The sequence below is a fragment of the Arthrobacter sp. D1-29 genome (assembly GCF_054130585.1).
Map to the genome: position 1 here is coordinate 1,089,631 of NZ_CP096383.1, position 22,351 is coordinate 1,111,981.

At 64.6% G+C, this 22,351-nt stretch carries 13 protein-coding genes; 11 read left to right on the forward strand and 2 right to left on the reverse strand.

Going from position 1 to position 22,351, the window contains the following annotated elements:
• The first annotated feature begins 118 nt into the window (after nucleotides 1-118).
• The gene (locus tag M1E17_RS05105; RefSeq protein ID WP_457965883.1) at nucleotides 119-2,317 is read left to right on the forward strand and encodes an amylo-alpha-1,6-glucosidase; all 2,199 of its coding nucleotides are present in this window, start codon (nucleotides 119-121) and stop codon (nucleotides 2,315-2,317) included.
• Between the two features lie 9 nt (nucleotides 2,318-2,326).
• Nucleotides 2,327-2,770 (forward strand): GNAT family N-acetyltransferase, encoded by a 444-nt coding sequence (locus M1E17_RS05110; RefSeq protein ID WP_457965884.1) that lies wholly within the window; start codon nucleotides 2,327-2,329, stop codon nucleotides 2,768-2,770.
• A 70-nt stretch (nucleotides 2,771-2,840) separates the two neighbouring features.
• On the opposite strand, the gene M1E17_RS05115 is transcribed toward M1E17_RS05110, so the two are convergent.
• On the reverse strand, nucleotides 2,841-3,170 hold the full coding sequence (locus M1E17_RS05115; protein WP_267277942.1) for a DUF6457 domain-containing protein: 330 nt from the start codon (nucleotides 3,168-3,170) through the stop codon (nucleotides 2,841-2,843).
• Between the two features lie 170 nt (nucleotides 3,171-3,340).
• Between M1E17_RS05115 and M1E17_RS05120 the strand changes: the two genes are divergently transcribed.
• The 5 genes from M1E17_RS05120 to M1E17_RS05140 all read left to right on the forward strand — a co-directional run bounded on the left by M1E17_RS05120 (nucleotide 3,341) and on the right by M1E17_RS05140 (nucleotide 15,651).
• A complete protein-coding gene (locus M1E17_RS05120; protein ID WP_457965886.1) occupies nucleotides 3,341-3,691 on the forward strand; it encodes a GNAT family N-acetyltransferase in 351 nt (116 codons plus the stop codon).
• Nucleotides 3,692-4,539: 848 nt separating this feature from the next.
• Entirely contained in the window at nucleotides 4,540-5,625 is a 1,086-nt protein-coding gene (locus tag M1E17_RS05125; protein WP_457965888.1) for an AAA family ATPase, read from the forward strand.
• A gap of 3 nt (nucleotides 5,626-5,628) precedes the next feature.
• Entirely contained in the window at nucleotides 5,629-6,231 is a 603-nt protein-coding gene (locus tag M1E17_RS05130; protein WP_457965889.1) for a hypothetical protein, read from the forward strand.
• Nucleotides 6,232-6,372: 141 nt separating this feature from the next.
• Nucleotides 6,373-7,734: an MFS transporter gene (locus M1E17_RS05135; protein WP_457965890.1), complete on the forward strand. Its 1,362-nt coding sequence runs from the start codon at nucleotides 6,373-6,375 to the stop codon at nucleotides 7,732-7,734.
• 222 nt (nucleotides 7,735-7,956) lie between these two features.
• On the forward strand, nucleotides 7,957-15,651 hold the full coding sequence (locus M1E17_RS05140; RefSeq protein ID WP_457965892.1) for an immunoglobulin-like domain-containing protein: 7,695 nt from the start codon (nucleotides 7,957-7,959) through the stop codon (nucleotides 15,649-15,651).
• 143 nt (nucleotides 15,652-15,794) lie between these two features.
• Here M1E17_RS05140 and M1E17_RS05145 read toward each other — a convergent pair whose 3' ends face one another.
• Nucleotides 15,795-16,949, reverse strand: a complete 1,155-nt coding sequence (locus M1E17_RS05145) for an epoxide hydrolase family protein (protein ID WP_457965893.1) — start codon at nucleotides 16,947-16,949, stop codon at nucleotides 15,795-15,797.
• Nucleotides 16,950-17,012: 63 nt separating this feature from the next.
• Here M1E17_RS05145 and M1E17_RS05150 point away from each other — a divergent pair, with 63 nt between their 5' ends.
• From M1E17_RS05150 to M1E17_RS05165, 4 genes are all read left to right on the forward strand, one after another.
• The gene (locus M1E17_RS05150) at nucleotides 17,013-17,966 is read left to right on the forward strand and encodes a helix-turn-helix transcriptional regulator (protein ID WP_457965894.1); all 954 of its coding nucleotides are present in this window, start codon (nucleotides 17,013-17,015) and stop codon (nucleotides 17,964-17,966) included.
• Nucleotides 17,967-18,339: 373 nt separating this feature from the next.
• On the forward strand, nucleotides 18,340-20,445 hold the full coding sequence (locus M1E17_RS05155; RefSeq protein ID WP_457965896.1) for a beta-galactosidase: 2,106 nt from the start codon (nucleotides 18,340-18,342) through the stop codon (nucleotides 20,443-20,445).
• A 12-nt stretch (nucleotides 20,446-20,457) separates the two neighbouring features.
• Nucleotides 20,458-21,438 (forward strand): ABC transporter permease, encoded by a 981-nt coding sequence (locus tag M1E17_RS05160; RefSeq protein ID WP_457965897.1) that lies wholly within the window; start codon nucleotides 20,458-20,460, stop codon nucleotides 21,436-21,438.
• Nucleotides 21,435-22,346, forward strand: a complete 912-nt coding sequence (locus M1E17_RS05165; RefSeq protein ID WP_457967573.1) for a carbohydrate ABC transporter permease — start codon at nucleotides 21,435-21,437, stop codon at nucleotides 22,344-22,346. Before M1E17_RS05160 ends, M1E17_RS05165 begins: the two co-directional genes overlap by 4 nt.
• The last annotated feature ends 5 nt before the right edge of the window (nucleotides 22,347-22,351 follow it).

Consider the following 22,351-nt stretch of genomic DNA (forward strand, 5'->3'; position numbering starts at 1 on the left):
CCTCTGGCGCGTGCAGGAAGACCGGCGTAGCGTCGGTTCGGGGACGATGCATGCTGTGGCCGGCGAGCAGCACAATGAAGGCCACGGCACCCAGTAAATTCTTGTTGGAGGAGCCGGGATGGCTGGATGGAATGCTGACACTTCTGCGGGGCCCTTGGGGGGCGGGACGGTTACTTTGGTGGAGGGATCGTCCTTTTGTATCTCCTTGCCAAACGGGGATATCGAATCCGAGCACCCGCATGGTGTTTTTGTGCGGGACAGCCGGATCCTTTCCGGCTGGCGCCTCACCATCAACGGGCACGAGATTGAGCCCCTGGTGGCGGAGGCCAAAGAACCGTTCCGTGCCCTGTTGGTAGGCCGGGCCATCCGTACCGACGGCTATGCGGACAGCCCGCTGATTGTCGAGCGGCTGCGGGAGGTGGGCGCGGGCATCCAGGAACAGCTCACCGTCCGCAACTATTCGCCCGCCCCTGCAGAATGCCTGATCTCGCTGACGGTTGAGGCGGATTTCGCTGATCTCTTTGAGGTGAAGGAGGCGCGGATCCATCGCCAGTGGGAAGAAACCCGGGAGGTGGACGGGGACACGTTGATCCTCCGGTCGGTTTGGCAGGGTGTCCGGAAAGGCATCCGCGTCCAGGCTCCGGGGGCACACTTCACGGAGGAGGCGTTGACCTACCGCGTGACCATCGCCGCCCACGCGCAGTGGAGCACCATCGTCACCGTAGTCCCCACTGATGACACCCCAAGTCCGCCGCCGCCGTCGTTCGTTCATCCGGACGAGGAAGGATTGTCCCCCCGCGACGTGCGCCGGCAGGAATGGGTGGCCAAGATTCCCGTACTGCACATGGGCAACCGGTCCATCGAACGGACGCTGCGGCGCAGTTACGACGATCTGGGTGCGCTCCGGATCGAGGATCCCAATCATCCGGAGCGTGTGGTGGTGGCCGCCGGCGCACCCTGGTTCATGACGCTCTTTGGCCGAGACTCGCTGTTGGCAGCGGAAATGGCATTGCCGGTGGATCCCTCCCTTGCCCTGGGCACGCTGCAGACGCTCGCGGACCGGCAAGGCAGGGTGGTGGATCCGATGAGCGAGGAGGAACCGGGCAAAATCCTGCACGAGGTCAGGCTCGACGTCTCCAGCGGGCTGTCGCTGGGCGGAAAGTCCGTCTACTACGGCAGCGTGGACGCCACCCCGCTGTTTGTGGTGGTGCTCGGCTCTGCCAGCCGCTACGGATTCTTCGCAGAAACCATCGCCGCCCTGATGCCCCATGCCGACCGGGCGCTGGACTGGATCAGCGAGTACGGGGACAAGGACGGGGACGGGTTCGTGGAGTACGAACGGCTCAATCCGGAGGGGCTCATTAACCAGGGCTGGAAGGATTCCTGGGACGGCATCAACTTCGCCGACGGCACCATGGCCGAGGGCCCGATCGCTCTCTGCGAGGTGCAGGGCTACGTTCACGCGGCCTACACCGCGCGCGCCTGGATGGCCTACGACGCCGGCGACACAGCCACGGCCACCCACTACGCCGACAAGGCGGCGCAGCTCAAGAAGCAGTTCAACGAGCAGTTCTGGATGCCGGACCGCGGATACTACGCAATCGCCCTGGACGGCCGGAAGCGCCAGGTGGACGCCTGCGCTTCCAATATGGGCCACTGCCTGGTGTATGGCCTTGTCGACGAGGACAAAGCACCGCAAGTGGTGGAACGCCTGATGTCTCCGGAGATGTTCAGCGGATGGGGGATACGCACGCTGGCAAGCGACATGGGCGCCTACAACCCGGCCAGCTACCACAACGGGTCGGTCTGGCCGCATGACAATGCGCTGATCGCCAGCGGCCTGCTGCGGTACGGGTTCATCGCCGAAGCGCAGCGCATTTCCACTGCCCTGCTGGAGGCCGCCGAGTATTCCGGCGGCCGGCTGCCGGAGCTGTTCTGCGGCTTCAGCCGGGACCAGATCGCCGAACCGGTGCCGTATCCCACCGCCTGCTCGCCCCAGGCCTGGGCAGCCACCACACCCATCAGGCTGGTGACCAGCCTGATGCGGTACGACACCCATGTTTCCCTGGGCGGCGTATGGGTGGATCCTGTCCTGCCGGAGTCCTACGGCGACCTGCACATCAGCAACGCACCCCTGGCGGGTGGCCGGATCACCATCGACATCTCCAACTCAAAGCCGTCCGTCCAGGGCCTTCCCGAAGGGTTGGAACTGCGCCAGGGACGACGCCCATATTTGACGCAGCTGGTGGAGGAAGCGGGGCTTGACCGTGAGGCGAACCGCAGCTGGATGGCATCCGGACGGAGCGGCTCGCCCTAGAGTAAACCCATGCCAATTGTTCGAGAGGGACTTCCAGAAGACGTGCCCGGCCTGGCCGGACTGCGGGCAACGTGGGCCGCCGAGCAGGACCCGGGTTCCGCGGAGGATCCGGATTTCGAGGCCGCCTTCCGTGATTGGGCGGACGCCAACCCGCGCAAGGTGTTTGTGGCCGAGCAGGATGGCGAGCTGATCGGCATGCTGAACCTGATGATCTTCCAGCGGATGCCCAAGCCGAGGAAGGAAGCCTCGTGCTGGGTCTACCTGGGCAACGTCTACGTCCTGCCGCAGCACCGGAACGCCGGCATCGGACGCCGCCTGGTGGAAGCGTCCGTCGACTTTGCACAAAGCATCGGAGCGGCACGGATGGTCCTGTCACCTTCCGCCGACTCCCGCAGCTTTTACTCGCGTTTGGGCTTCCAGCCGGCCGAAGAACTGGACATTCGAAAGTTCTGACCGTCCAACGGGGCACGCCAACGGAGCCGGCCACGGCGCCAGCCCGTTAACCGCCCGCTGAAACTGTGATTTACTGCGCGGTGTCCGCCCAGCCCTTGCTGGCCGGACCGCCGTCGGCCCCGTCCCCGCAAAGCTGGAACGCGACGTCGGCTGCCTTGGAGACTGCAGCAGCGGAAGAGGCTGTGGACCCGGCACTGCCCGTTCCTGCCTCGAGGCCGGCCGCGTAGCCAACCATAAACGTGGTCACCGGAGCGGCCGCGTGAATCACGGAGGCTGCGGATTTCCGGGCGAGTTCCAGGAGCAGATCCTGGTCCACTTCAAGGTCCAGGATCTGCAGCGCCTGGGCCAGCCTCTGGCTCCACTCGTCCAGGATGCGCAGTTCGTCGTTGTCGGCTGCCATGTTCCCTCCTCGCTAGCCCGGTCCGGTCTGACCGGTGCCCAAGACACTACAAGCCTTTGCGGACTAAGTCACCCGGGTGGCCGTGGGCACGCCGGGAAAATGCGGCGAGGAAATAAGGGCAGCCGCGGTGAGGTTAGGCTGTAGAAGACGCAGATTCCGAGGAGATCCAGATGAGTGATATCACTATCCGCCACAACCCGGACCGGGAGCGCTTTGAAGTGCTGGACTCCGGCAATGTGATTGGCAAGGCCGCGTACAAAGAGTACGACGGCGGCGCCTCACCCCAGCGGATCTTCTATCACACCGTGATCAACGAGGAATACGGTGGCCAGGGCCTGGCAGGCAAGCTCGCCACCGTGGCCCTGGATGAAACCGTCGAGGCAGGCATCGCCATTGTCCCCGTGTGCCCGTTCATCAAGAAGTTCCTCACCAAGCATCCTGAGTACTCCGCCAGCACCGTTGCCACCACGCCGGCGCACCTTGAGTTCCTGAACGATCCTTCTCCGCGCGCGCGGGCATAACGTCCCGGCCAGCCGGGGTTCAGCGAATCGGTATCACTAGCGTGACCTCTTTCGGCCTGCTTGGCCGCGATGATGCCGTCTCGTGTCGCCGCCCGAATTACTCCGTAGAGAACGTAAAAGAAGATGGCCGCGAAAACGACCGGCACGACGATATCCATGATTCTTCCCCCAAAGATTTTGGTTGCCCAGAAGGACCCTGCCAGCCTACTTCAAGTGCAAAACCCCTGGCCTGGTTAGCACCGAGGGAACCATGAGCGGACGCCTTACCTGGATGATCGTCTAGTGGATTCTTCCAAACCCTGCTTTCGTGGAGCTATACAGCTGCAGCTCGGAGTCACATGAAACGCCGTCCCGATCCGGAGAACGTTCGTCAGATAATTGCGGTCTTGCTCGCAGCAGCCACGTCCGTGGCCCTCTTGCTGGTCCCTATAGTCACGCATGCAAAATTGACGACTGGCGGGGTTGAACACATTAGATACTTGACCCTGCTGGAGAGAGAAGGGCCCTCAGTTTTCGTGCCATTGCTCATTCCGGTGATCCTGACAGCGGTACCTCTCCTGCTAAGGCCGCGCGCACGGTTGTACGTGTCCCTCGCGACCACTGTTGCTCTTACTGTGTTCATATTCATCGGCTCCGCAAGCATCGGTTACTTCTACCTGCCAGCACTGACCGCTGCCATAGCCGCCCTTGTTGCCCATCCCAGCAGCCGCGGAAGGTTCCAGGCTCACCATTCGTAACAAGCAACGGTCCCAAACCATCTCCCGGCTAACCGCAACCTCTCAGTCTGCACAGCCAACAGTCTGAGTTGGGCCGGGCGGGTCTCCATTCGACCCGATAGTCTCTATTGCATGATTCCAATGGTGTGGTTAGTCGGTACGTCTGGGGTGGGCAAGTCAACCATCGGCTGGCATCTTCAGCAGGCGCTGGAGCATAAGAACGTTCCTGCGGCCTTCGTGGATGCCGACCAACTGAGGAACGCCGCAGGAGTCGAGTCGAGTGAGGACGATTTCATCGCCGATGGGCTTGCGGTGGTTGGGCCGATCTTCCAACGCGCTGGAGCGACCGTCTTAATCGTGGCAGGCATGGTCGACGACGCAGATCACCTCGCGCGCTTGCTGCCAGTCGGCGGGCGTCCGCATGTTCTCGTTGTTCATCTGCGCGCCTCCGACGAGACGATTGTGGACCGCGTCGAGCGGCGTAGGTGGAACGTGGAGCTCGCAGCCGATTCTGTCGACTATGCCCACCGCTTCGACGCGAGCTGGGTGGACGTATCGGTCGACACAACCGATACGTCGCCTTCCGAGGTCATCGAGAGCTTGCTCGAACACGTGGAGCGTCTGGCCCGCCGAGAGCGCCTCGACACGCCGCCGGCTGTCCCATCCGTTATCGATGCCGAGCCCGCGGTGACTCTTATAACGGGCGCTGGAGGTATCGGGCTGTCGACAACGGGTTTCCTCGCCTTCCTGCAGCGCATGTGGTCCGGCGAACGGATCGGGTACATCGACAGCCACCAACTCGGCTTCGTGGGGGCGGACCCCCACGCGCCAGAGGCCGCGCCGCTACGCGCTGCCAACTCGGCTGCCCTCGCGGCTGTGATGGCCCGTCGCGGGATCGGGCACGTAATAATAACCGCGGATCCACAGACGGCGCGTGCGGTCACCGCTATCGCGCAGCCTGCGCACCTATACTGGCTCGATGCATCAGACGAAGTGATCGAATCCCGTCATCGCGTCCGGGCGGAGGGAGGGGGACCCCCTCTCGCCGGCGATCACCGCCTGGGACTCGACGACCTGAGCATCCGAGCGGCGGTGGCTGCGGCAATCATTGAGGCCCGCGATGAAGCACTCCGGCCCAACGGTGCCACAATCATCAATACCGACGGACTCTCGGCGGAAGAAGTCGCTCAGCAGATCAATTCGGCGGAGTTTGTGTAGTCTGTGACCGCAAAGAAGGACTCACATCACGTCCACGATGAACCTCGCGAAGGCGATTGGCGGGCAGCGCGAGCATTGCTGCTCAACGGCTCGTCCGGCGTCGGCAAGTCCAGTGCGCTTCAGGCACTCGGTGCCGCACTGGGAGAGCGAAGTGTCTCCCACGCTCTCGTCGATCTCGACGAGCTCGCGCTCTTCTGGCCGCGCCCGAGAGATGATCCCTGGGGCGGCCGTGCAGCTCGGGCGAACCTCGCCGCGGTCAGCAGCACATACTGGGCGGCGGGTGTTAAGCACATCGCCGTGGCGCACGTGTTCACTGACCGTGAGCACTTGGACGGATGTCGCGCCGCGCTATCGCAAGGTGTGGGTGCCCTGGATGCCGAAGCAGCACCGCTTGTGCGCTTACGTGCGTCCCGCACCACGGTTGAGGAACGGCTCCGTCGACGCCATGCGGTCGCAACGCCTTGGGAGCTCGAGAGGTTTCTTGCCGGCTATGAGAGTCTCACGCAAGCGCTCGATGAAGCGGCACTGGATGACGTCGTTGTCAACGTCGACGACCTGACACCCAGGGACGTCGCCGAGCGCATCGCTGATGTCGCCGGCTGGTGATGTTGCTGGAAAGGAGCATCTTCCGGTCTTGCAGCAATAGGGAGGCAGGGCGTTAGCGTTTTCCTTTCGGTCCGTGACGGGAAAGGCTGCCGGGGCTTCATGAAGTGGTGAATCCGGAACCACGTGCACCAGACTGTTTCCGTGAGCAACAAACCCCGGACCGGTCTGGCGGTGGCAGGCCTCAGCCTGGGCACAGCGCTGAACCCGCTGAACTCGTCCATGATTGCCGTGGCGCTGGTGGTGCTGCGCGCCGATTTCGGCCTCGACGTCGCCACCGTCACCTGGGTGATCACGTCCTTCTACCTCAGCTCGGCAGCAGGGCAGCCGCTGATGGGCAGGCTGGCGGACAGGTTCGGGCCGCGCCGGATGTTCATGTTTGGCATGGCCCTGGTGGCGGTGACCTGTGCGGTTGCCCCCTTCTCACCCAACTTCGCCCTGTTGTGCGTGGCCCGCGCGGTGATGGCCCTCGGCACAGCCGCGGCCTACCCCAGCGCAATGGCGATGGTCGGTGCCATCGCCCAGCGGGCCAAGGTTGAGTCAGCCCGGCCACTGGGCCGGATCCAGATGGCCAACACGTCCGCGGCCGCCGTGGGCCCGGTGATCGGTGGGCTCCTGGTGGGCTTTGTGGGATGGGAAGCGTTGTTCATCATCAACGTCCCGCTGGCGCTCGCCGGCCTCCTGATCGTCCGGCAGGTGGCACCCGCAGATGGCGAGCGTGAACGCGGAAGCGTTGCCGAACTGGTGCGCGATTCGGACATCCCGGGCATCCTGGGCTTTGTTACGTCGCTGCTGCTGGCGATGATGGCCCTGCTGGATGCGGTGCCCGGCTACCGCTGGTGGATGCTGGGCGCCGGGACGGTGATTGCTGCACTGTTTGTCTGGCGCGAGTTCAGGTTCAGCACGCCCTTCCTGGACCTGCGGCTCCTTGGCCGGAACCGGCCCCTGGTGCTGGTGTACCTTGGCTTCGCAGTGTTCAACGGCGTCTACTACTTCGTGTTCTTCGGCCTTCCCCAGCTCCTGCAGGAAGCAGGCGGGTACGATCCCGGCCTGGTGGGACTGCTGATGCTGCCGCTGGCCACCATGTCCATCCTTTCCACGCCCTGGGCAGTGTGGGCCATGACAAAGTTCAGCGTGCGGCGGGTGCTGATTACCGGCGTCGTTCTTCTGATGGCAGTGGCTGCCCTGATGGGGCTTTTCACCGGCTCACTGGCCATCCCACTGGTGGCGGCGCTGACAGCGCTGATGGGTGTTCCGTACGCCATGGTCAGTATTGCCTTTAACCAGGGCATGTTTGTCTCCACCCGCCCCCAGGAGCGGGGCATTGCCGCAGGGATATTCCAGACCTGCCGCTACGTCGGGGCCATCGCCGCCACGGTGTTGATTGGCGTCTTCGCGGCCGGCGGCGTGGACGCTGCAAGCTGGGGCCAGATGGTGCTTGCCATGCTGGTGCTCTGCGTGCCGGTGTTCGTGGTGACGCTGCTGTGGCGGGAGCGGACCGGCTAGCTGCCTGTCAAGGCCCGCCTGCTCCGGCCGCCTTTTCGGCGTAATGATGTTGCGGTTACCGGCTTTCACGTATCACTTCTCGGCAAACCCTTGCCTAAAGCGCGGGGGCGCTCTACTGTTCAAGGCATTGTGAGCGCTAACATCGCTCGACCTGCCAAGACGAGGATAGTGGGACATCCCGCTAGGGCCCCTCGGGCAGGAGTCAAACACAGAGGAGTGTTCATGACACCGAGCGGTACCTGGCTACGGATGGCGTCAACCATCGCGGCCTTCTGCATCGCCTCCACACTGGTGATCGCGCCCGCGCAACCGGCGCTCGCTGTCACCCCCGAGGACGAAGCGGCCGTGCAGGCAGCCGCCGGCTCCCTCGCGGTCACCAACATCGGCGACGTCCGGGGAAACCTGACCTTGCCCACCTCCGGCCCGCAGGCGACAACCATCGCCTGGGCTTCCGAGGACACTGCGGTGGTGGACCCAAGCGGCATCGTTCACCGCCCCGCCACTGGCCAGCCGACTGACCAGGTCACGCTGACGGCGCTGATCACCAAGAACGACGCCGTGACCACCAAGGCGTTCACCGCCGTCGTCCCAGCCCTCCCGGAGACGCCGAAGTTCGAGGCGTACATGTTCCCCTACTTCACCGGCGACTCCATCGCGGGGGAGAAGATCTATTTCGGTGCCAGCAACGGCAATGACGCACGCAACTGGCTGACCCTCAACGGCGGCCAGCCCGTGAAGGCTTCCACGATGGGCACCAAGGGCCTGCGCGATCCGTTCATCGTCCGCTCGCCGGAGGGTGACAAGTTCTACATGATCGCCACAGACCTCTCGATCGGCAGCGGCACCACCTGGGATGCCTCGCAGCGCCAGGGCAGCCAGTACATGGAAATCTGGGAGTCCACCGACCTGGTCAACTGGTCCGAGCAGCGCCACGTGAAGGTGTCCCCGGACAACGCCGGCAACACCTGGGCTCCCGAGGCCTACTACGACCCCTCGCTGGGCGAATATGTGGTGTTCTGGGCGTCCAAGCTCTACAACACCGCGGACCACAGCGAGGGCCAGCCCAACCAGATGCTGTACGCCACCACGCGTGACTTCGTCACGTTCAGCCCAGCCAAGGTGTGGCAGAACACCGGTAAGTCCAGGATCGACAGCACGGTGATCGCCGAGAACGGCGTTTACCACCGGTTCACGAAGGACGAAGCCCAGTCCACCGGCTGCCTGGACATCATGCAGGAACACTCCACCAGCCTGACCGCCGTCACCACCGTTACGTCGGCCACCTCCGACACCTGGAAGCTTGACGCAACCTGCATCGGCAAGGGCGCCGGAACCGCTGCCGTCGAAGGCCCCACCGTGTTCAAGGCCAACGACGGCGACGTCAATGGCCCCGGCTACTACCTCTTTGTTGACGAGTTCGGCGGCCGCAAGTACATTCCGCTGTTCTCCAAGACCCTGCAGAACGCCAGCTGGTCCGTTCCCACCGGCTACTCGCTGCCGTCCCCGGCCCCGCGCCACGGCACCATCATGCCCATCACCGCGACAGAGCAGCGCGCCCTGATGGGTGCCTACCTGCCCGCCGCTACCAGCGTCGCACCCGTCAAAATCTCCACCGTGGTGGGCGCTCCTGCCGCGCTGCCCCGGACAGCAACGGTGACCTTCGCCGACAACAGCACCAGGGACCTCGCGGTGGCCTGGAACGCTGCGGCCCCCGCGGACTACTACACCCGCGAAGGCACCATCACGGTGACCGGTTCCGTCACCGGAACCGACCTGACGGCCACCGCCACGGTTTCGGTCATCCCGGCCGGCAGCGACACCCTGCTGCACTACGACTTCTCCAAGGTCACCGGCACGGTGGTGCCCGACTCCTCGCCCTGGGGCCGCGACGGCGCCATCAAGGGCACCGGCGCAACGGTCAACGGCAACGTCCTCACCCTGCCGGGCGGCGCAGCCGGCAGCAGCGCCGGCTATGTCCAGCTGCCCATCGGAACCTTCGACGGCCAGAACACGCTGACTGTTTCGGCTTGGCTCAAGAACGAGACTGGCTCAGGGAACTACGCCGCCATGTTCTTCGGCGGACCCAACAACCCGCCCAGCCAGTACTGGCTGCTGAACCCGCGCAACTCCCAGGGCAGGTTCAAATCCGTGATCACCAACGGGAACAGCACCTCCGCGCCGTGGGGAACGGAGGCCGGCATCTCTCCGACCAACTCAGCCCAGGGCATTGCAGGTCCTGTGACTGACAATTCCTGGGGCCTCTACACCACCGTGATCGAGCCGAACCAGATCACCGGCTACTATAACGGCACCAAAATAGGCACCGTCGCCACCACCCGGAAGGTGAGTGACTTTGGCACCAGCCTGGTCTCCTACATCGGCCGGTCCTCCTATCCCGACCCGTTCTACAAGGGCGGCGTCAAGGACGTACTCGTCCACAGCACTGCCAAAACAGCAGACCAGATCAAGGACTATTACTTCAAAACGGTGGACCCCGCCGTCGTCGACGCCGCCCTCCAGGCCGACGCCAACGCCATCAACCTCGGACCCACCCAGGTGACGGGCAACCTCACCCTTCCCACCAGCGGCGCCAAGGGATCCGCCATCAGCTGGGCATCGTCAAACCCGGCAGTGATCTCCACCACGGGCGAGGTCAACCGTCCCAGCGGCGCCGACGTTCCAGTGACCCTCACGGCAACCCTGACCCTAGGCAACAGCACCATCACCCGGCAGTACCAGCTGACAGTGGTTGCCCAGAACGCGCAGGCGGTTGCCCCGGCAGCGCCGGCCGCCCCGTCGCTGACAGCCGACGGCGCCTCGCTGACCGCCTCCTGGGTCACTCCGGGCGACGGCGGCTCTGCCATCACCGGTTACACCGTGACCCTTTACACCTCTGCCGGCGCCGTCCACCGGACCGCCCAGGTGGACGGCTCCGCAACGTCCCACCGCTTCGCGGACCTGCCGGCCGGCAGCTACCAGGCTGCGGTGGTGGCCACCAACGCCGTGGGTGACTCCGCGGCGTCACCGAAGTCGTCAATGGCCGTGGTGGGGACGCAACTGCTGGCGCGGTATGACTTCTCCTCGGTGGTGGGCACCTCGGTGGCTGACGCATCGGGCAACGGCAAAACCGCCACCATCGTTGGCAGCGGGGCTACGATTTCCGGCAAGGAGCTGACGCTGCCTGGCGGTGCTGCCGGCAGCGCGGCTGCGCACGTGAAGCTGCCCACCGGAATGTTTGACGGCCAGAACACGCTGAGCATCTCCGCATGGCTGAAAAACGAGACAGGCTCGGGAAACTACGCCGCCATGTTCTTCGGCTCCGCCGCTTCGCCGCCGGGCCAGTACTGGCTGCTCAACCCCCGCAATCAGCAGGGCCTGTTCAAGTCAGTAATCACTGACGGCAACGAACCCTCAGCGCCGTGGGGGACCGAGGCCGGCATCTCGCCAACCACCGCATCCAAGGGCATCCCCGGCCCGGCCACAGGTTCCGAGTGGGGCCTGTACACCACTGTGATCAAGCCCGGTTCCATCACGGGGTACTTCAACGGCACCAAGATCGGGACAGTACCCACCACCCGGACTGTCACCGACTTCGGCACCAACCTGGTGGCCTATATCGGACGGTCCACCTACCCCGACAACTTCTACAAGGGCGGCGTGCGGGATGTGTCGGTGTTCAGCACTGCACTCTCGGACGCCGACGTGGCGAACGCCTACTACACCGGCGCAGGGGATCCGGCGGTGGCCAAGGCCGCGCTGGACGCGGACGCCGCAGCGCTGAACCTGGGCCCGGCCACCATCAACGCGGACCTCAACCTGCCGGCGGCCGGAGCGAAGGGCTCCAGGATCACGTGGACCAGTTCGGATCCGGCGCACCTGGACGGAACCGGCAAGGTCACTCGTCCGGCCACCGACGACGTGACGGTTACCCTGACCGCCACGCTCGAACTGGCCGGCCAGACAACCACCCGCTCCTTCACCTTCACCGTCCTGGCCAACACCCCGCAGAAGGACCTGTTGCTGGTGGCGGACACCTTCAACCCGGCCTTCCCGGTGGTCACGGAGGACGTGGCCCTGGCTGCCGCCGTCGGAACCGCCACCGTCTCCTGGCAGTCCTCGGACCCTGCCGTGCTCTCCACCACTGGCAAGGTCACCAGGCCCGCCGCCGAAACGTCGCTCACGCTGACGGCGACCTTCGCCGCCGACGGGCTGACGGAGGTCCGCACGTATCCGGTGAAGGTCTTGGCCGCGGACGCGGGGCGGATTGGATCCTACATCCAGTCAGGCAATACCGACCGCACCGATGCCTTGCACCTCGCGTCCTCGCCGGATACGGCCTCGCAAGACGCAGGCTCGCAAAATGCCGGGAACTACGCGGGCCTGAACAACGGCCGCCCCATCCTCTACCCCACCATTGGTGCGGTCAAGTTTGGATCGCCCGTGGTGTTCCGGAAGGCGGACGGCTCCTTCGGTCTGGTGGCCACCGTGGACAGCAACTCGTCCTCGATCTACGTCTACGACTCCGCTGACCTGGTGACCTTCACGGGGGAACGGCTGGTGGCGTTCAACTCCAGGAACCTGTCGGCGGCGTCGGTGACGGTGAGGTACGACAACAGCATCGCTGCCTACCGCCTGACCTTTGTGTCCAAGACGGACGGCAGAACCTACCAGGTCAGTACCAAGGACTTCGCAGCCTTTACTGATCCGGTCGAGGTGCCGGCTGTCCCCCTGGTTGCCCAGGGGACGTTCCCCGCAGGTGCCCTGGAGCCATCATCCGTCGGCGTCACCAAGGCCGAGTACGGCAGGGTCGTTGCCAAGTACAGCCGTCCCTTCAGCACCGGTGTTGCCCCGTTCAGTGATGTCACGCCCGACGCCGACGGGCAGCTCACGCTGCCCACGACGTCGGAAGTGCAGTACAACAATGGGTCCACCACCACAATGGGTGTCCAGTGGAACCCGGCCGATAAGGCCGCCGTCGAATCCGCCGTTGAATCCGGAAAGGCGGGGACCTACACCGTCAACGGAACGGTGCAGCGGCCCACCTACCCGGAGAAGCTGGTTGCCCAGCGGGCCGATCCCGACGTGATCAAGGGCGATGACGGGTACTACTACTTCACCGCTTCCTACCCGATGGTGGGCAGCGGAGACCTGGAGGGCTACGACCGCGTAACCCTGCGGCGTGCGACGACGATCGAAGGCCTGGGTACTGCACCCGAGGTCACCATCTGGGACGAGGACACCTCGGCGCTCAACCGGTATGTCTGGGCGCCCGAGCTGCACAAGGTGGGCGACAGCTGGTACGTGTTCTTTACCGCCAGCGTTGACGGCAGCGTGTGGAGCATCCGCCCGGTGGTGCTGAAGCTGGACGGCACGGACCTGATGGACCGGACCAAATGGCGTGAACTGGGCCGGATGAAGCCCGCCACCGGCGACACGGAGGCCTTCCGCGGCTTCTCGCTGGACATGACGTACTTCGAGAACGCCGGCAAGCACTACGTTGTCTGGGCCGAAAAGCCCGGCGCCTCCACGCTGCGGATGGCGACCATCGACCCCGCCGACCCCTCCCAGCTGACCAGCAAATCCATCCTGCTCTCCACACCCACCATGGCGTGGGAGAAGAACGCCGGACAGTCCGTGGACGAGGGCCCGGCCGTCATCAAGAAGGACGGGAAGGTGTTCATCACGTTCTCGGCGGCCACCGTGGACGCGGCCTACTGCGTCGGGCTGCTGTCCGCCGCCGAGGGCGCCGACCTGATGAACCCGTCAGTTTGGACCAAGAACCCGTACCCGATCCTGCAGACAGCCGACGTTCCCGGCCAGGCAGGCCCGGGCCACAACTCCTTCACCGTGGACGAGTACGGCAACCCGGTGATCGTGTTCCATTCGCGGACCATCGGGGAAGTTTCCGGGCCTGGCGACCAGGGCGACGGCGGACTGTTCGATCCGGGCCGGCATGCGCGGGCGGCAACTGTTCACTTCGCGGCTGACGGCCAGCCGATCCTGAACATGACTCCGGCCGAAGAGCTCGCGGACCAGTTCAAGAATGTGCAGGTAAAGGTGGTTGTGCCGGATTCCGCGGCGCCCGTGCTGACCGCAGGACTGAACCCTGCTGATCCCACCGGCAGCAACGGCTGGTACACCGGGGACGTAACCCTGGTGGCTTCCGCCACCGACGATTCGGCCGTGACCATTGAGTACAGGGTCGACGGCGGTGCCTGGCTGCCGTACTCGGCCGCCGTGGGCTTCGGCGAAGGCACGTCCACTGTCGAGGTCCGGGCCACAGACGCGGCCGGATATCAGTCGGCGGTTACCACCCTGGACGTCCGGCGTGACGGAACGGCGCCGCAGGTTTCGGCGTCGTTCGACGATCAGGGCGGCAGCTCGCTTGGCCCCGTGGTGGTAACGCTGTCCGGCAGCGACGCCGCCGGAGGTTCAGGGCTGGCTGCCATGGAATACTCGCTCGACGGCGGTCCCTGGACCACGTACACAGCGCCATTCCCGGTTTCCGGGGCGGGCAGCCACGCCGTGGCCTACCGGGCCTCTGACAGTGCCGGCAACACCTCGGCGGAGAAGATAGCAACGGTCACCATCGCAGCCCCCGACACCACTGCGCCGGTGCTCACCGTGACCGTCTCTCCTGACGCTCCGGACGGCTCCAACGGGTGGTGGAAGTCAACGGTGGGCGTGACGGCCACTGCAACAGATGACAGCGGCACAGCGCCCCTGATCGAGGCCAGCCGCGACGGTGGCCTCGCGTGGGACGTGTTTGCTCCCGTGCAGCTGAACGATTCAAGCCCGGCACTGAAGATCCGCGCTGTGGATGCGGCCGGCAATACGTCCGCAATCGTGGACCGGGAGATCAGGATCGATACCGTGGTTCCGTCGTCGTCAGCGGTGGTGGACAGCCCGGCCCGCACTGTCAGCATCACCGGTGCAGACGCGGATCCAGGTTCCGGCGTGGCCAGCCTCGAGTACCGGGTCAACAACGCTGAGCTGTGGACGTCGTCGGCCGGTGCAAGCACAACGGTGACGGTGGGTGACGGTGCCGCCACGGTGGAGTACCGCGCGGTGGACACTGCGGGCAATGTGAGCCCTGCCCAGTCCGCACTGGTGCCGGCGAAGGCAGCGCCCAAGGCGGCAGTGACCCTGACCTCCAGTGGCCAGCCTTCCGCCGAGGGGTGGTATGCCAAGGACGTCACCGTGGCAATCACCGCGCCTGCCGGCACGGCAGCCGAGTACCGCCTTGATGGCGGTGCCTGGAATGCGGCGGCCCAGCCATTCACCATTTCAGCGAGCGGACCGCATACCCTTGACCACCGGCTGTTGACGGGCAGCGTGGTGATAGACGGCTCGGCCGGCAGCGTGGCGGTGAAGATTGACAAGATGCTTCCGACGACGGCGGCTGTCACCTCGCCGGAATCAGGCACCGGCACTCCGCGGAACCCGGTGACGGTGATGTTCTCGGCCCAGGATTCGCTGTCAGGGGTCGCCAGGATCGAATACCGGCTCAACCTCGGGGCATGGACCACCATAGCTGCGGGCTCGCCGCTGACCATCGTCACGCGCGGCGACTACGTGGTCAGCTACCGGTCCTTCGACGAGGCCGGCAACGCTGACAGGATCCGTAGCACCAGCGTCAAGATCACGGCGGATGTGGCCCCGTCGCTGAAGGCCAGCGCCGGCACGGTCAAGCCCGGCGGCTCGCTGACGTTCACGGTGGCCGGCTTCGACCGATGGGACCAGGTTGTCCTTTCGGCCGGGGCCGCCACCCTTGGCACAGTGTTTACCGACGTGAAGGGAACCGGAAAAGTCACCCTCCAGATCCCCGCGACCACACCGTTGGGACCGTTGACCATCAAGGCAACCGGCAGCGACGGGGAGCCGGTGGCAACGGTCAGCGTCACCGTTAAGAGGTGAGTGTAGGAGTGACCTGACGCCAACCGGGGGTCTGACCCTCATAATTCATGAGGGGAGAGGGCCATGCGGCAGCGCCGCATGGCCCTCTCTGTGCTTGTTGAGAAGATCCTGGCTGTCGAGCCGGAGCAGGATCCGCGGTGGTTTCAGCGCAGTTTGCTGAAAAACTCCCGGACGTCACCCACGAACAGGTCGGGCGCCTCCATGGCGGCAAAGTGGCCACCGCGGTCGAATTCGGACCAGTGCACCACCGTGTGTTCGAGCTCGACAGTGCGCCGGATCGACACATCCATGGGGAACACCGCAACCCCGGTCGGCACCGCCGAACGCTCACTCGCTCCCCAGGCGCCGGAATGGGCGGTCTCATAGTAGCTGTTGGCCGAGGACCCGGCTGTGCCGGTCAGCCAGTACAGCATCACGTTCGTGAGCAAAAGATCCCGGTCGACCGCGTCCTCGGGCAGTTCGGCCGCCGGATCGGTCCACTCCTTGAACTTCTCCACGATCCAGGCCAACTGCCCCACCGGGGAGTCGTGCAGCCCATGCGCCAGGGTCTGGGGCCGGGTGATCTGGATCATTGCATAGCCGGACTGCTCTGTGCTGAGGTACTGGAGGTGGTCCAGCCGTGCCCGCTCGGCCTCGCTCAGTTCCCCCACCTCGTCGGGGTTAACCTCCGTGAACCCGGAGAGCCCGTTCGCATGCACACCGACCACCTTGTCGGGGTTGAGCCGGCCGAGCCCCGGGGAGATGACCGCGCCGGTGTCGCCGCCCTGCGCGCCGTAGCGGTCATAGCCCAGCCGTTTCATCAGCTCAGCGAACGCCCTGGTCACCCGGTTGGTGTCCCAGCCGGCGTCGACCGTAGGCCCGGAGAAGCCGCTGCCGGGGATCGACGGGATCACCAGATGGAACGCGTCCGCCGGGTTCCCGCCGTGCGCCGCAGGATCGGTCAACGGCCCGATGACGTTGAGGAACTCCACGATTGAACCCGGCCAGCCGTGGGTCAGGATCATGGGCAGCGCCTCCTGCTCGGGGGAGCGTACGTGCAGGAAGTGGATGTTCTGTCCGTCGATCTCGGTGGTGAACTGTGGGTACTTGTTCATCTCCCGCTCGTAGACGCGCCAGTCGTAGCCATCGCGCCAGTACTCGGCCAGCCCCTTGAGGTAGCTCACCGGAACCCCGCGGCTCCAGCCGACGTCGGGCAGGTCAGAGGCCCACCGGGTTCTCGCGAGTCGGTCCCGAAGGTCGTCCAGATCAGCTTGGGGAATGTCGATGGTGAAGGGCCGGATTTCGCTGTTGTTCTCCATACCGTCAACTCTAGGAAGCAGCTAGGACAGCTTCGGTCCTAAGGGAATGGCAGAATTCACATCATGTGGGAAACCTCTGCGCGGCTGCTGCGACTGCTCTCCCTCCTCCAGGCCCGGCGCGACTGGTCCGGCAACGAACTGGCGGAGCGGCTGGAAGTCACGCCCCGCACCGTACGGCGCGATATCGATCGGCTGCGCAGCCTCGGATACCCGGTGCTGGCCACCGCCGGCACCGCCGGGTACCGGCTTGGTGCAGGCGCGGACCTTCCGCCGCTCCTGCTTGACGACGACGAAGCCGTTGCGGTCGCAGTGGGGCTGCGTACTGCCGCTGGTGGTTCCATCACCGGCATCGAGGAGGTTTCAGTGCGGGCACTGGCCAAGCTCGAACGGGTGCTGCCGTCCCGGCTGCGCCACCGGATCAACACCCTGCAGTCGGTGGTGGTGCCGATGGCCGGCACCGGCCCCACAGTGGACCCGGGCATCCTCACTGCTGTCGCCGCCGCCTGCCGCGATTCGCTGCGCCTGCGCTTCGACTACCGCAGCCACAACGGAACCAGCAGCCTCCGCACCACTGAGCCGCAGCGGCTGGTGCACGCCGGCTGGCGCTGGTACCTCATCGGTTGGGACGTGGACCGCCAGGATTGGCGCACTTATCGTGTTGATCGCCTGGATCCACGCATTCCCACCGGGCCCAGGTTCACCCCCCGCACCCCGCCGGCCCCCGATATCAGCGGCTACACCTCGCGGGCCGTCTCCACGTCGGCCTACCGCTACCAGGGCCGCTTCACCCTGCACGTCAGCGCCGAGACCGCCGGGGAACAGATCGCCCCCACCACGGGTGAGTTGGAGCCAATCGATGAACACCACTGCACCCTGCGGGCCGGGGCCAACTCGCTGGACGAGTTGGCGATTTACGTAACAACCAAAGGGTTCGACTTCCAGGTGCACGAGCCCCCAGAACTTGTCGAGCACGTCAGGACGCTGGCGGCCAGGCTTGCTAAGGCGACCAAACCATAGCGTGGCTGGATCCCGGACAGCGCGAACGGACACTTAAGGCCCCGCGCCGGCAGGGGCCAAGTGTTCGTTCGCGCCTGGCCCTATCTTGCCGGACGGGCAGCCGTCTTAGATCACTGTAACTTCGCACTCCGATAGTTTCTAAAACATTTCATAAACAACTCGCCTGCAGCAGCCTTCCACTGTGCCGAAAGAAGCGCAATTTCAGGCCTTTTGCCTTGGATGGCACCATTCAAGCTGGCGGCCACAGCGCAGTTCGCCAGCGAATCGCTAAACAAATTCCTTGTGCTTGCGTAAACTTTACGATAGTTTCTTCCATGTGATGCAGGTCGCACGGGAGGAACCGTGCGGCGGAGGTGCGAACAAAAGGACAACGATGACCAGCAGCCCAGACGCCAGTGCCGCGGAGGCCCGGCTCCGGAACATGCACCAAGGCCTGGGCGGAATTGCCTACGGCGGGGACTACAACCCTGAGCAGTGGCCCCGCGAAGTCTGGCACGAGGATGCCCGCCTGATGCAGGAGGCCGGCGTCAACCTGGTTACCCTGGCCGTATTCTCCTGGAGCCGCCTGGAAACCGCTGATGGTGTCTATGACTTCGGCTGGCTGGATGACGTGATGGACCTGGTGCACCGGCACGGCATCGGCGTGGACCTGGCAACCCCGGACGCCGTTCCGCCTGCCTGGCTCACGCAGCAGCACCCGGACATCCATCCTGTCCTGGCAGACGGAACCACGTTCGGCTTCGGCTCCCGGCAGCATTTTGACGTTTCCCATCCCGTGTACCGCCGGAAGGCCCTGGCCCTGGCGGAACGGATGGGCGAGCGCTACGCCAAGCACCCCGCGCTGCGGATGTGGCACGTGGGCAACGAATACGGGCCGGTATCCTACGGCCCCTGGGCAGACAAAGCGTTCCGCACATGGCTGCAGCAGAAGTACTCCTCGCTGGAGGACCTGAACCGGGCGTGGAGCACGGACGTTTGGGGCCAGGTCTACTCGGACTGGAGCCAGGTGGGTGTCCCGGCCCAGCCCCGGACCTGGTCCAACCCGTCGCGCCGGCTGGACTTCCACCGGTTCACCTCTGCCAGCATGCTGGAGCATTACACGACTGTTCGGGATATCCTGCGCCGCCACACTCCTGACCTGCCCATCGTCACCAACTTCATGCGCTTTTACAAAACCAACGACTACTGGGCCTGGGCGGCGGAAGAGGACGCGGCCGCCCTGGACATCTACCCGGACCCGCGGGAAGCCGACTCGCATGTGGCGGCTGCACTGAACTTCGACCTCATGCGGTCCCTGCGCAACGGCCAGCCCTGGATGGTCATGGAGCAGGCCACGGGAGCGGTGAGCCAGTGGCCCATCAACGTCTCCAAGCTTCCCGGCAAGATGCGTCTGGGCTCGTACCAGGCCATCGCCCAGGGTTCGGATGGCATCCTGTTCTTCCAGTGGCGGCAGGCAAAGGGCGGAACCGAGCGCTACCACTCCGCCATGGTGGGCCACGCGGGCCCTAATACGCGGATCTTCCAGGAGGTCTGCGAGCTCGGCAACGAGCTGAAGTCCCTGGCCGGCCTCACCGGCACCAGGTCCAGTGCCAAAGTGGCAATCGTCTTTGACTGGGACTGCTGGTGGGCGCTGGAGCTCGGCAATTCGCCCCGGTCCGACCTGGACTACCCCCAGGAGGTCCTCCGGCTCTACCGGCCCCTGTTCGACGCGAACATCACCGTGGACTTTGTGGACACCAAGCGGGACCTCAGCCAGTACAGCCTGGTCCTGATGCCGGCCGCGTACCTCCTCACCGATGAGTCCGCCCGACGGTTTGAGGACTACGTATCCGACGGCGGACGCCTGGTGGTCTCCTACCTTTCCGGCATCGTTGATGAGTCCAATACCATCCGCCTGGGCGGCTATCCCGGCGCACTCCGGAACGTCCTGGGGGCCTGGAGCGAGGAGATGCACCCGCTCGCGGGCGACGGCGAGGAAATCAAGCTAAGACTGTCCGACGGCGGGACAGCCTCCGCGGGCTACTGGACTGAGCACCTGCACACCGAAGGGGCGGATGTCCTTGCCAGCTACGCGTCCGGCCGGCTCGCCGAAGCACCCGCGGTCACGCGGAACGCCTTCGGGCGGGGAAGTGCCGTCTACCTCTCCGCCCGGGTGGACGCCATATTCCTGAACGCGCTGCTGGACGCCGAATGCAAGGCAGCCGGAGTGCAGCCCGAACTGGACGCGCCCCGCGGAGTCCAGGTCCGCCGTCGTGCGGGCAACGGCACAAGGTTCATGTTCATGCTCAACCACAACGACGCCCCGGCAAGCGTCAACGTGGGCGGCGGCGGAAGGGACCTCCTGACCGGACACCCAGTCCAAGGCGTGGTGGAGCTCCCGCCCAGCGGCGTGCTGGTGCTGGAAGAAAACAGTGCCGAAGACGCACGGCTCGAAGACACAGCGACAGCCGACGCCGCCACCGATGACACCACACGATAGGCAGGGGACGCCATGGCAATGAGACTGGAGATTCCACCGGAGGCGGTCACCGCTGACCCGCCGCGCACCGCAGAACCGCCGCGGAACAAGCCCGGCGGCTGGAAGCTGGCCATCAAACGGGACTGGCGGCTGTACACCCTGCTGGTGATCCCGCTGTTGTACTTTGCGGTGTTCCGGTACCTGCCCATGGCCGGAAACGTGATCGCCTTCCGGCAGTTCCAGCCCGGTGGCAGCATCTTCGGTGAGAAGTGGGTGGGCCTGAAGTACGTGGTCCTGTTCATCAACGATCCCAGCTTCTGGCAGGCGTTCCAGAACACCATCATGCTGGGCGTGCTGACCCTGCTGTTCTGCTTCCCGATGCCCATCATCTTCGCGCTGATGCTCAATGAGTTGCGCTCGCAGAAGTTCAAGAAGTTCGTCCAGACCGTGGCCTACCTGCCGCACTTTATGTCCGTGGTGATCATCGCCGGCATGATCCTGCAGAACTTCTCCATGACCGGCACAGTGAACCAGATCGCCAACACGCTTTTCGGCACCACGGTGAACTTCACCCAGGACGCATCCTGGTTCCGGCCCATGTACATCAGCTCGGAGGTGTGGCAGACCATGGGCTGGGGAGCCATTCTCTACCTGGCGGCGCTGACCCGGGTGGATGAATCGCTGTATGAGGCAGCCAGGATCGACGGCGCCAACCGGTGGCAGCAGACCTGGCACGTGACCCTGCCCGCCATTAGGCCCACCATCATCACGCTGCTGATCCTGAACATCGGCACGTTCATGGCCGTGGGCTTCGAGAAGATCCTGCTGATCTACAACCCGCTCAACTACGAAACCTCGGATGTCATCTCCACCTACCTGTACCGGGTGGGCTTGGAATCAAGCAACTTCAGCTACGCGGCCGCCATCGGAATGTTTGAATCCGTCATCGGCCTCACGCTGATCCTCTCCGCGAACGCGATCTCAAAGCGGCTCGCAGGAACGAGCCTGTGGTGAACAAAATAACGTCGGACAGCGGAGTGCGGGTTGCTGACCTGAAGGAATCCCGCGGTGTCAAAGCCTTCCGGATCTTCAACCTGGTGTTCCTGCTGGCAGTGGTCTTCCTGACCCTCTACCCGTTCCTGAACATCATCGCCCAGTCCTTCTCCAGCGAAGGCTTCATCAACGCAGGCCAGGTGAACCTGTTTCCCCGCGGCTTCAACGTGGAGACGTACAAACTGATCCTGGCTGACAGCACGTTCTGGAACAACTACGGCAACACGGTCCTGTACACGGTGGTGGCCACCGCCATTTCCATGGTCCTGACCACCTCGTTCGCCTACGCCATTGCCAAGAAGGACCTCAAAGGCCGCAGCCTCTTTATCGGCATCGCGGTATTCACCATGTTCTTCAACGGCGGGCTGATTCCCAATTACGTCCTGATCAGTTCGCTGGGCATGCGGGACTCCATCTGGGCCGTGGTGTTGCCCAACGCCATCAGCGTCTTCAACCTGCTGATCATGAAGTCCTTCTTCGAGAACATGCCGCGGGAACTGGAGGAAGCCGCGGCCATCGACGGCCTCACCCAGTACGGCGTGCTGTTCAGGGTGGTGCTGCCGCTCAGCAAGGCAATCGTGGCCACCATGGTCCTGTTTTACGCCGTGGCCAACTGGAACTCGTGGTTCCAGGCTTTCCTCTACCTGGATAAGCCGGAGCTCTTCCCGGTCACCATTTACCTGCGCAACATGATCGCCGGCGTCACCACGGCAGGATCCGCCGGTGGGACCGTGGAGAACGTGGGCCAGATCGCCGCCAACATCCAGTCGGTCACCATCGTCCTGACCGTCATCCCCATTCTCTGTGTCTACCCGTTCGTCCAGAAGTACTTCTTTTCGGGCGTCATGCTCGGTTCCGTCAAGGAATAACCCTT